The sequence below is a fragment of the Candidatus Frankia alpina genome (assembly GCF_902806485.1).
Classification (GTDB): domain Bacteria; phylum Actinomycetota; class Actinomycetes; order Frankiales; family Frankiaceae; genus Frankia; species Frankia alpina.
The window spans coordinates 21,334-32,915 of the sequence record NZ_CADCWT010000025.1 but is presented as its reverse complement, the minus strand read 5'-3'; the positions used below and the strand labels follow the sequence as shown (position 1 = coordinate 32,915).

General features: G+C 71.3%; 7 protein-coding genes, 2 tRNA genes and 1 pseudogene. 6 read left to right on the top strand and 4 right to left on the bottom strand.

The features are described from left to right. Positions 1 to 736: 736 nt before the first annotated feature. Positions 737 to 889 (top strand): annotated as a pseudogene (locus G6R25_RS05325) (site-specific integrase); the annotation flags it as partial. Between the two features lie 129 nt (positions 890 to 1,018). Here the strand turns inward: G6R25_RS05325 and G6R25_RS05320 are convergent. Together G6R25_RS05320 and G6R25_RS05315 are read right to left on the bottom strand one after the other, a co-directional pair. Further along, positions 1,019 to 1,092, bottom strand: a tRNA-Phe gene (locus G6R25_RS05320). A gap of 51 nt (positions 1,093 to 1,143) precedes the next feature. Next, a tRNA-Asp gene (locus tag G6R25_RS05315) sits at positions 1,144 to 1,218 on the bottom strand. A gap of 622 nt (positions 1,219 to 1,840) precedes the next feature. On the opposite strand from G6R25_RS05315, the gene G6R25_RS05310 reads away from it, so the two are divergent. Continuing rightward, on the top strand, positions 1,841 to 3,457 hold the full coding sequence (locus G6R25_RS05310) for a FadR/GntR family transcriptional regulator (RefSeq protein WP_205446876.1): 1,617 nt from the start codon (positions 1,841 to 1,843) through the stop codon (positions 3,455 to 3,457). Positions 3,458 to 3,586: 129 nt separating this feature from the next. Beyond that, entirely contained in the window at positions 3,587 to 4,309 is a 723-nt protein-coding gene (locus G6R25_RS05305) for a histidine phosphatase family protein (RefSeq protein WP_235947488.1), read from the top strand. Between the two features lie 36 nt (positions 4,310 to 4,345). On the opposite strand, the gene G6R25_RS05300 is transcribed toward G6R25_RS05305, so the two are convergent. Both G6R25_RS05300 and G6R25_RS05295 read right to left on the bottom strand, forming a co-directional pair. Then, a complete protein-coding gene (locus G6R25_RS05300; RefSeq protein ID WP_235947486.1) occupies positions 4,346 to 4,828 on the bottom strand; it encodes a DUF3052 family protein in 483 nt (160 codons plus the stop codon). Next, positions 4,821 to 4,967, bottom strand: a complete 147-nt coding sequence (locus G6R25_RS05295; protein ID WP_163552093.1) for a hypothetical protein — start codon at positions 4,965 to 4,967, stop codon at positions 4,821 to 4,823. The genes G6R25_RS05300 and G6R25_RS05295 overlap by 8 nt, the downstream gene beginning before the upstream one ends. Before the next feature lie 112 nt (positions 4,968 to 5,079). Between G6R25_RS05295 and metH the strand changes: the two genes are divergently transcribed. The 3 genes from metH (at position 5,080) to G6R25_RS05280 (ending at position 11,575) form a co-directional block, all read left to right on the top strand. Then, positions 5,080 to 8,763: a methionine synthase gene (metH, locus tag G6R25_RS05290; RefSeq protein WP_163552092.1), complete on the top strand. Its 3,684-nt coding sequence runs from the start codon at positions 5,080 to 5,082 to the stop codon at positions 8,761 to 8,763. 285 nt (positions 8,764 to 9,048) lie between these two features. After that, the gene (locus G6R25_RS05285; RefSeq protein WP_163552091.1) at positions 9,049 to 9,483 is read left to right on the top strand and encodes an SRPBCC family protein; all 435 of its coding nucleotides are present in this window, start codon (positions 9,049 to 9,051) and stop codon (positions 9,481 to 9,483) included. Positions 9,484 to 9,634: 151 nt separating this feature from the next. Next, on the top strand, positions 9,635 to 11,575 hold the full coding sequence (locus tag G6R25_RS05280) for a phosphoinositide-specific phospholipase C-related protein (protein ID WP_235947485.1): 1,941 nt from the start codon (positions 9,635 to 9,637) through the stop codon (positions 11,573 to 11,575). Positions 11,576 to 11,582 lie beyond the last annotated feature (7 nt).

The following is an 11,582-nucleotide window of genomic DNA, read 5'->3' as shown; positions in this document are numbered from 1 at the left end:
ACACCAACACAACATTGATGTCACGCAAAGCGACGAAACGTTACCGGGAAAGGCTCACTGTCCGCTCGGGGGATCGTCTACCGGCCCGAGTGGTGTACCTTCCCCCGCGTGCGCATACGTAGGCGCACGCTGTGGGCCCCCGAATTCGCCGGTCTGCGTGACCGTCCACCATCCAGTGGACGATCACGCACCGCGAGACTGCCGGCCGGGGATGGCGCGGATGGCGGGAAGGTAGCGGCCGGGCTACCCGGGACCGGAGGTGACTACCGCGACGGTCTGTGTGCGGTCAGCGGAGGTCGCACGGAAGATGCCAGAACCGATAGCGAGCGAGCTGACCGAGACAGCAACACTGTATTGATAGATTCACCGGCGGTCGTTGCGATCGGCATCCGCGCTTATTTCTACAGATGTGTCGCCGACCGTTCGATCCTGCGGTCCGCGCTTACCGACGGTGAGATTCTGGTTGGCCCATGGCCAAGCCCGAACTCCGGGAAGCCACCGTAGGACCCTCTCGACTCCGCCGGGCGCGAAACAGCGGCTCTGCGCCACGTGTTTGCCGCCGGCGGTACCGGGCCGCTCGTACTCACCAGACAAGGACCCTCGACGATCTTCCGTGCACGTCGAGCCCGTGACGTCGTAGCCGCTTGTCCCGGTCTCAGCAATCAGGTCGCCTGGCTTCAAGGTGCGCCGTGGCCACGTCCACGGCACGCTCCTGATCGGCATCAACACCCGCCGATGGACGCTTCTCCTCAACGCGGGAGTGCCTCCGCACGTTGTCCGGGACATCGCCGGCCACTCGGCGATCGACGTCACCATGATGATCTACGCGCGAATCTCCTTGGACGAAAAGCGCGCCGCGCTGACCAAACTGGGCGATCGGCTGGGATGATGTGTCTTGTGGCAGTGAGCACGAACGGCCGTGGAACTCCACGGCCGTTGCCACATCCACTGCCATATAACGATCTTCAAACGAGCCGTGGGAGATCATATTTATGATGAAACCGAAGGTCAGATGCGGTGGGCAGGGGCGGGGTCGAACCGCCGACCTTCCGCTTTTCAGGCGGACGCTCGTACCGACTGAGCTACCTGCCCCGGGTTGTACGGAATCGTAGGAACCGGAAGGAACTTCCGGTCGTACGAACGCGGTCCCGACGGGATTCGAACCCGCGACCTCCGCCTTGACAGGGCGGCGTGAACTCCAGACTTCACCACGGGACCATGCTCTTACAGTGATCTTCAGTTGTTGTCCCGAGCGGCCCGTGGGATGCGGTCCGTCAGGATCTGGAGGCCATGCTACACGACTGCAGGAGGAGCGGAACCGCCAGGGGAGGTGGATTCTTGCCCAACGCTCCCGGCACCCAAGCGCTCGCCGTCCGCTACCCGGGCACGACACCCCGGACTGGTGTGTGGGCATGGCCAGGGCGCGGTCGGGTGCTATCAGCACGTACGGCTTCGCCGATGACCCGACCGGGCCGTGACCGGCCCGGTCGGGTCATCGGGAGAGGCAATGTGGGTGTCATCGCCACCGGGCGGAAGGTCGCGCATCAACGCCGGCCGCCGACCGCCGGGCCTGACGTCGAGCCGCAGGTGAACCCCCCAGCGCCTCAGCCGCAGGCGATGTCGCGGGCACCCCCGTTCGGGCTACCCAGCGCGGCCGGCGCGTTTCGGAGAGCACTTCCGGGCGTGTCCCAGCGCGCATATCCTTGGACATCCGAGCATGTACGACGGCAGGCCGGGCGAGATGCCCGTTCCGCTCGCTGACCCCGCCGACCGGGGCCGGCCCGGTTCGGTGCCGCGCGATCCCGTGCCATGCCACATCCCGGGGAGGAGGCCGACGGCGATGCCCTCCACGGACAGGCTCGTGGAGTCGGCGCGCGGCGCGGCCATCAGTGTCCGGCATCCCCCGCAGGGCGAGGCCCGCGGCAAGCTCGCCGCGCAGGTCGCCTGGCGGATCGAGGACGACATCGTCCGCGCGGGCTGGCCGGTCGGTGCGGTCATCGGCTCCGAGCCGACGCTGATCGAGCGGTACAAGGTCAGCCGGGCGGTGTTCCGGGAGGCCGTGCGGATCGTCGAGCACCACCAGGTGGCGACGATGCGCCGGGGGCCGTCCGGCGGGCTCATCGTCCGCGCGCCGGACGAGGTGGCGGTGACGACCGCGCTCGGCGTCTACCTCGAGTACGTCGGGATCACCATCGAGTCGATCCTGCGCGCACGGTTCATCATCGAGTCGCTGGCCGCCGCCCTGGCCCCGGCACGGATCACCGAGGACGGCATCCGCACCCTGCGCGAGATCATCGCCCGGCAGGAAACGGCGGACCCGACCGAGTTCGGCTCCCACCACCAGCTTCACCACGCGATCGCGGCGGCCACCGGCAACCCGGTGCTGGTGCTGTTCGTCGACGTGCTCAACTCCCTGACCTTCCGGTATGCCGCCCACCGGTACGCCACGACCCGCCGCAGCGCCTCCCCAGCCCGGCAGGCCCAGGTCTCCGAGGAGGTGCACCGCAACCACGCCGCCATCGCCGAGGCCGTGATCGGCGGGGACGCCGCCCGCGCCCAGCACCTCGCGGCGGTACACCTGGAGGCCATGCACGAGTGGATGACCGCGCCGCCCGCCGGCGACGGTGCAGACACAGGTGCAGACACTGGTCCGGGCATGAACACGGACACTAGCGAGGGGGCGGGCGGGAGCGCGGGCACGGGCGGGCAGCGCATCCGGCTCCGCGAACCGGGCCTGGGCGCGGTTCCGGGCGGGACGGTGCCGCCGGGCAAGCTCGCCGAGACGGTCGCGGGTCGCATCCGCGACGACGTGGCCCGCGACGGCGTTCCCGTCGGGGTGGTCATCGGTTCGGAAAGCGAGCTGCTCGCCCGCTACGGGGTGAGTCGGGCGGTGCTGCGCGAGGCCGTCCGGCTGCTCGAATATCACTCGGTGGCGCAGATGCGTCGCGGTCCCGGCGGCGGCCTGGTCGTCACCGAGCCGGACCCGGCGGCGACCGTCGAGGCGACCACGCTGTACCTGGAGTACAGCCAGGCCAGCGTCGACGACCTGCGGATCGTGCGTGACGCACTGGAGCTGAGCTGCGTCGATATTCTCATCGAACGCCGTGGCCCCGAGCTCACCGCCCGGCTCGAGACGCTGCTCGCCACCGACGCCGGCGAATCGCCCGACGGCCCCCCCGACGCCGGGCACCACCTGCACATAGAGCTGGCCCGGCTGACCGGCAACGAGGCACTGGCCTCGTTCGTCCGAGTGCTCACGGCCATCTGGCGGCGGCACGACGACGGCGCCCGCCCCGCCCCCGCGGGCGAACCGACGACCGGCGGGTGCGGTCAGCCGGTGTGCGACGCCCGGGCCGCGCACCGGGGAATCATCGACGCCATCATCGCTGGCGACCGCGGACTCGCCCGGCATCGGATGCGGCGCCACCTGGAAGCCCTCAGCGACTGGTCGCGCTGACCGTCCGCACTCCGCTCGGGTTATCGGCGACGTGGCCGGACGTGGCCGCCCGGACCCGTCGCCGGACGATCGGGACACCCGGCCGGCGTGCTGTGGGATGGTCGTGCGGGTCAGGGTGCCGAGGTGGGGGTGGGTGTGGACGACGGTCTGGTCGCCGAGCTGACGGCGGTACGGCACGGACAGAGCGTCGCGAACGTCGCCTTCGTGGCGGCGCGGGCGGCGGGGCGCATCGACGCGGGGGTGACGGGCCGCGACACCGACGTCGAGCTGACGGCGCTGGGGGTCGAGCAGGCCGCAGCGCTCGGCCGGGCGCTGGCCGCCGACCCGCCGATCGTGCGGCCCCCCGAGGTCGTCGTCTGCTCCCCCTACCTGCGGGCCCGGCGGACCTACGCGATCGCCGCCGAGGCCGCGGCCACCGCCGGCCTGGCCCTGCCGGCGCCGACGTTCGACGACCGGCTGATGGGCCGGTTCGAGCTGATGACCCGGGCGGCGATCGACGCCCGCTTTCCCGCCGAGGCCGAGCGCCGCCGCACGGTCGGGCAGTGGGACTACCGCCCGCCGGGCGGGGAGAACTTCCCGGACATCGCCCTGCGCCTCGGCTCGTTGCTGACCGACCTGAACCGCGAGCATGCCGGCCGGCGGGTTCTCGTCGTCGCGCACGACGCGGTCGTAGTCATGTTGCGCCAGCTCATCGAGGATCTGTCCAACGACGAGTTGGGTCGGATCGCCGCCGAGGGCGGGATTCGCAACGCCGGAATCACTCGGTTCTCCCGGGACGGCGACCGCCTCGTGCTCGCCGAGTTCAACACCGACACCCATCTGGTGGAGGTACGGGCGGACGGGGCTGCGTGACACGCGGGTCGGGCCGGGCCGGGCCGGGCCAGGCCGTCAGCGGCGCTCGCGGCGCCAGACGACCTTCAGACCGGACCAGTCCTCGTCGACCGCGGCGACCTTGGTGTCGACCAGGCCACGCGGCAGGGCGACTTCGCGGATGAGGTTCTCGGTGACGTCGCTGCGATGACCGGCGGCCCGGCGCGGCCAGACGATCCACAGGGCACCCGCGGGCCGGATCGCCTCAGCGAACTCGTCCACGGCCCGGTGGACGTCGGCCGGTCGTCGGCAGAACGCGACGCACACGTCGATCGCCGCGAGCCCCCCACCGCCCCCGTCCGCGATGTGCGCCTGCTCGACGCCCTCGGGCAGCTCCGGCACCGCCCACCCGGGCGGCACGGCGGCGAGCACGAGCCGGTGGCCCGGCTTCACTCCCAGCTTGCGGGCCAGCGGCGTCTTTGAGTAGCCCGCCCGTCCGGCGGTACCCGACCCCATCCCGCGATTCTTCCCATCGGCGTCACGCCCATCGGCGTCACGCATCGAGAAACACCACGTCGGGATCATGCAGGTGGTCGGGGTCGGCGAGCGCCGCCCGGTTCGCCGCGGGAACGTCGTCGAGTCGGTGGCGGGCGGCGACCGGGTGGATGAGCAAGTGCTCGAGCCCGCGCGAAGTGATCACGCTGGCACGGTATCGTCGATGTCAGGTCGAGAGGCGCTGCAACGGACCAAAGTCCGCCACGCTCGGCCCGTACCGATCGGTAAGGGCGCCTCCCACGACAGGGAGGTGTCTCATGGCTGGAACCACGTCCGTCGGTGAGGTGGCGGGTCGCCCCCGCACCCAGGACAGCGCGGCCGCGCTGCGGGAGCTGCTGGCGCGGCGGGTGGTCGTCCTGGACGGCGCCTGGGGCACGATGCTGCAGAACGCCGGCCTCACCCCGGCGGATTACCAGCTCGACTCGTTGCGTGAGCATCCCAAGGACGTCGTCGGCGACCCGGACCTGCTCAACCTGACCCGCCCGGACGTCATCCTCGACGTGCACCGGCAGTACCTGGCCGCGGGCGCGGACATCACGACCACGAACACGTTCACCGCGACGAGCATCGGCCAGGCCGACTACGGCCTCCAGGCGCTGGTCCGGGAGATGAACCTGCGCGGCGCGCAGTTGGCCCGGCAGGCCGCGGACGAGGCGGGCGGGCGGTTCGTCGCCGGTTCCATCGGCCCGCTCAACGTGACGCTGTCGCTGTCCCCGCGGGTGGAGGACCCGGCGTATCGGGCGGTGACCTTCGACCAGGTCCGCGCCGCCTACGCCGAGCAGATCCAGGCGCTCGCCGACGGCGGGGTCGACCTGCTGCTCATCGAGACGATCTTCGACACGCTGAACGCGAAGGCCGCGATCGCCGCGGCCCGCGAGGTCGCCCCGCAGCTGCCGCTGTGGATCTCGGTGACGATCGTCGACCTGTCCGGGCGGACGCTGTCGGGGCAGACCGTCGAGGCGTTCTGGAGCTCCATCGCCCACGCGAACCCGCTGGTCGTCGGCGTGAACTGCTCGCTGGGCGCCGAGGAGATGCGCCCCCATGTGGAGGCGCTGTCGCGCATCGCCGGCACCTACACCGCCTGCCATCCGAACGCCGGGCTGCCCAACGCCTTCGGCGGCTACGACCAGACTCCGGCGGAGGCGGGCCGGCTGATCGGCGAGTTCGCCGCCGCCGGGATGGTCAACATCGTCGGCGGCTGCTGCGGGACGACGCCGGCGCACATCGCCCAGATCGCCGCCGCCGTCCAGGGCGCGGCGCCGCGCCAGGTGCCGACGCCCGCACCGCGGACCCGGTTCAGCGGCCTGGAGCCGTTCGAGATCGGCGAGGACACCGGCTTCGTCATGATCGGCGAGCGGACCAACGTCACCGGCTCGGCGCGTTTCCGCCGCCTCATCGAGGCCGACAACTACCAGGCCGCCGTCGACGTCGCCCTGGAGCAGGTGCGCGGCGGGGCGAACCTGCTCGACGTCAACATGGACGCCGATCTGCTCGACAGCGAGCAGGCGATGACGACGTTCCTGAACCTGCTGGCCACCGAGCCGGAGGCCGCCCGCCTGCCGATCATGATCGACAGCTCGCGGTGGAGCGTGCTGGAGGCCGGGCTGCGCTGCGTGCAGGGCAAGGGCGTGGTCAACTCGATCAGTCTCAAGGAGGGCGAGGAGGTCTTCCTCGGCCACGCCCGGCGCATCCGCGACTTCGGCGCCGGCGTCGTCGTCATGGCCTTCGACGAGTTGGGCCAGGCGGACACCACCGAGCGCAAGGTGGCGATCTGCGGGCGCGCCTACGACCTGCTCACGCAGAAGATCGGCTTCCCCGCCACCGACATCGTCTTCGACCCGAACGTGCTCGCCGTGGCCACCGGTATCGCCGAGCACAACGGCTACGCCAAGGCGTTCCTCGACGCGCTGCCGCTGATCAAGCAGCGCTGCCCGGGGGTGCGGATCAGCGGCGGCATCTCGAACCTGTCGTTCTCCTTCCGCGGCAACGACGTCGTCCGCGAGGCGATGCACTCGGCGTTCCTGCTCCACGCGGTGCGCGCCGGGCTCGACATGGGCATCGTCAACGCCGGTCAGCTCGCCGTCTACGCCGACATCCCCGCCGAGCTGCTCGAACTCGTCGAGGACGTGCTGTTCGACCGGCGCTCCGACGCCACCGACCGGCTCGTCGCCTTCGCCGAGACGGTCAACGGCAAGGGCACCCAGCGGGTGGTGGACCTGGCCTGGCGGGAGGCGCCGGTCGCGCAGCGGCTCTCCCACGCCCTCGTGCACGGCATTGTCGACTTCATCGAGGCCGACACGGAGGAGGCGCGGGCGCAGGCCACCCGTCCCCTCGACGTGATCGAGGGTCCGCTGATGGACGGCATGAAGATCGTCGGCGACCTGTTCGGCGCGGGGAAGATGTTCCTGCCGCAAGTGGTCAAGAGCGCGCGGGTGATGAAGCGCTCGGTGGCCTACCTGGAGCCGTACATGGAGGCCGAGAAGGCGCAGGCCGCCCTCGACGGGAACGCCCCGGCGGCCCGCAGCGGCAGCGGCAAGGTCGTGCTCGCCACCGTCAAGGGCGACGTGCACGACATCGGCAAGAACATCGTCGGCGTCGTCCTCGGCTGCAACAACTACGAGGTGATCGACCTCGGTGTGATGGTCCCCGCGAAGGTCATCCTCGACACCGCCGTCGCCGAGGGCGCGGACGCGGTCGGCCTGTCCGGGCTGATCACGCCGTCGCTGGACGAGATGGTCGCGGTCGCCGCCGAGATGCAGCGCCGTGGGCTGAACCTGCCGCTGCTCATCGGCGGCGCCACCACCTCGCGCCAGCACACCGCGGTGCGCATCGCCCCCGCCTACGAGTCGACCACCGTCCACGTGATCGACGCCTCCCGGGTCGTCGGGGTGGTCTCGGACCTGCTCGACGCCGAGCGGGCCGAGCAGCTCGACACCCGCAACCGGGCCGAGCAGGCCAAGCTGCGCGAGCAGCACGAAAACCGCCGGGCGCAGCCGCTGCTCGGCCTGGAGCAGGCGCGGGCCAACCGGGAGCAGGTCTCCTTCGACGAGCTGCCCGTCCCCGCCTTCACCGGGCGCCGCGTCGTCACCCCGGACCTCGCCGCGCTGCGCGAGATGATCGACTGGCAGTTCTTCTTCCTCGCCTGGGAGCTGAAGGGCAAGTTCCCCGCGATCCTCGACCAACCGGTCGCCCGCGAGCTGTACGACGAGGCGAACGCGCTGCTCGACCAGATCATCAAGGACGGCAGCCTGCAGGCGAAGGGCGTCTACGGCTTCTGGCCCACCCACGCCGACGGCGACGACCTGGTGATCGAGGCCGGTGCGGTGGCGGGCGCCCGTGACGGGCTGGTGCGGCTTCCGATGCTGCGCCAGCAGACGACCAAGCCCGCCGGCCGGCCGAACCGCAGCCTCGCCGACTACGTCGCGCCCGACGGCGACCACCTCGGCGGCTTCGCCGTGGCCATCCACGGCGCGGACAAGCTCGCCGCCGAGTTCGAGGCCCACCAGGACGACTATCGGTCGATCATGGCGAAGGCGCTCGCGGACCGGCTCGCGGAGGCGTTCGCCGAGTACATCCATCTCGCCGCGCGCCGAGAGTGGTTCGAACCGGACGCCGAGCCGAACCTCGCGGACCTGCATGCGGAGCGCTTCCGCGGCATCCGCCCGGCGCTCGGCTACCCGGCCAGCCCCGACCACAGCGAGAAGCAGGCGCTGTTCGACCTGCTCGACGCCGGCCAGGTCGGCCTGGGCCTGACCGAGTCGTTCGCGATGACCCCGGCGTCGGCCGTCAGCGGGATCATCTTCGCCCATCCGGAATCGAAGTACTTCACGGTCGGGCGCATCGGCCGGGACCAGGTCACCGACTACGCCCGTCGGCGCGGCCTCGGCGTCGGCGACGTCGAGCGCTGGCTGCGCCCCAACCTCGCCTACGACCCGCGGTAAACACCTGCCCAATCCTTACCCTCGGCCCGGCGGAACGGCACCGTCGGGCCGGCGGAACACGTCCGCGACAGTTATCCGGGGCCATCGCACCAAAGCCGCCTTTACGCGCGTGGCCGGTCGAACACCCGCGGCCGGTCGCAACTCCACACGTTCGGGTGTTTTATGTTTACCGATACATCAGGTTCTTATACGTTCCGTTTCGCGACAGGAAAGATCGGCCGTGCTGCCACAAACAGTTGCCGCCGAATCCCGTACGTACCCGGAATATGTGGAGGACCTGCCATTATGGCCGATCACGTCTCGTCCACGATCGTCATCAAGGCGCAGCCCGCGGCGGTGCTGGCCGTCGTCGCCGATATCAGCCGATACCCCGACTGGTCGGATGCGCTCACCTCGGCGGAGGTCATCGAGACCACGCCGGCCGGCCTGCCCGCGAAGGCCCGCTTCCAGGCAAAGACGACCTTCGGCAAGGAGGACTACACCCTCGTCTACGACTGGGCCGGCCCTACCTCCGTCACCTGGACGATGCTCGAGTCGGACCGGGTGCGCACGCTGGACGGCAGCTACACGCTGACCGACCTCGGCGACGGCAGCACCGAGGTGACCTACGACCTGACGGTCGAGCTGAAGGTGCCGATCCCCGGCCTGCTGCGTCGCAAGGCGGAGGACAAGCTGGTCGAATCCGCACTGTACGATCTGAAGACCCAGGTCGAGCGGTAGCCGGCCGGGGTGGCCGGCCAAGGGCGGCCAGCCGAAAGTGGCCAGCCGGGGCAGCCAGCCGGGGTGGCCGGTTGACCCACCGATGAGATGCGAAGTGTGACCCCGGCGCCGTGGCGGCATCGGGGCGATCCCGACCGGGCATGTCCCGACGGTGCGCCGCCTCGATGTCCTCCCCGCCACCAGGCGGCGCGCGCGGGCCGGGATCGTCCTCGCCCTGATCGCCGCGCTGCTGTGCTGGCCGGTGGCCGTCGTGGCGCTGACGACCAACCTGACCGTCCAGCGTGCCGGCTACTACCGGCAGGCCGTGGACGACACCGACGTCTACCGGCGGCTTTATGACGAGGTGCTGGCCGACCCCGCCGTCGCCGGGGTAACCCGGGACCTGCTCGCCGGGGTGCCCGTCCCTGCGGACGTCGTCGTCGACAGCCTGCGCCTCGTCGCACCGGCCTCGGCGGTGCGCGGCGCCGTGAACACGCTGAGCTCGCAGATTTCGGGCTATCTCGGCGGCCAGCGGCCGACGTTGACGCTCAGCGTCGACCTGCGCCCGATGTTCGCGGCGATCGCGAAGCTCGCCACCATCTACCTGGCCGGGCAGATTTCGGGCACGCCGACCTTCCAGGCCCATGACGTCGCCGCCGTCACCGGCATCCTGGTCGGCGGGCTCGACCAGATGGCGCAGGGACGCCGTCCCGCCGGGATCCCGACGATGGACCTGACCGGTGAGCAGGCCGACCAGATCGGCTCGGCGTTGCTGGCCCGGCTCCCGGCCGTCGAGCGGGCCCGGGTCCGCGACCGGGTCGGCGGACTGCTGCGGCAGGGAAAGGTGCCCGCCGCGCTCGCCGTGGTCGGGCCCATGCTGTTCCAGGGCGACGAGGCGGCCCTGACGGACCTGCGCCGACGGTTGGCCGGCGACCAGCTCGACCTGGGCGCCCCGCTGGCCCGCGCGCACGAGTCGGCCGGCGTGGGCTTGCTGCACGCGCTCCACGCACTGGGCCGCTGGGGCACGGTGACCCTGGGGGCGCTGCTCGCGGCCACGGCCGTGCTGTCGGTCCTGCTCGCCGCGCAGCACGCCCGCTGCGGGCGCGGCGACACGATGCTGCTGGTCGCCGGGGGCATGGTGATCGGCGGGGCCACCGCGCTGCTGCTCGGGCTGCTGCTGCCCACCCTGGTCGGCGACCCGACCGCGGGCATCATCAGCGCCAACCCGACCCTGCCCCTGCGGGTGCGGAACCTGCTGCACGACCTGCAGGGAACCATGATCGACCGGATTCGCACCGAGTGGGAACAGGTGGCCGCGGGGGTGGTGCTGGCCGGGTGCCTGCTCGGGCTCGTCGGCCTGCTCGTGCGGCGCCGACGGTGGCCGCTGCGCCGACGCCGCTCGGTGGCCCTGGCGCTGTCCGCGGCACTGCTGCTGAGCTCCTCGTGGCTGGTGACACCGGCACATTTCGGCGGGGAGGCGGCGAGCTGCAACGGCAGCCGGGCCCTGTGCGCCCTGCGCTACGACAAGGCGGTCTACGCCGCCAGCCACAACGCGATGGCCTCCAGCGCCGACGACTTCGTCGGGGCGACGCAGGACCCTGACCTCGTCGGCCAGCTCGACACCGGCGTGCGAGCGCTGCTGCTCGACGTGCAGCGCTGGACGACGCCGATGCAGGTGGAGACCTTCCTCGCCCGCCTGCGCCCGCGGGAACGCGACGCGCTGGAGCCGCTGGTCCGGGGCACCCGCTCCACCCGGCCCGGCCTGTGGCTGTGCCACAGCGTGTGCCAGCTCGGCTCGCTGTCCCTGGACACGGCCCTGCACTCGATCGACGAGTGGCTGGCGCGCAACCCGTCCGAGGTCGTGACGCTGATCCTGCAGGACTCCGTGCCGCCCGGGGAGGTGATCGCCGCCGTCCGCCGGGCCGGGCTGTTGCACCGGATCGTGACGCCGCCCGCGGACCCGCACGGACGCTGGCCGACACTGGGGCACCTGGTGGCGACCGACCGCCGGCTGGTGGTCTTCGCCGAGAACGCGGACGTCCCGAAGAGCTGGTACCGGCGGTTCTTCCGGTATGGGGCGGACACGCCGTTCGACGTGCCCTCCCCGACGTAGTTCACCT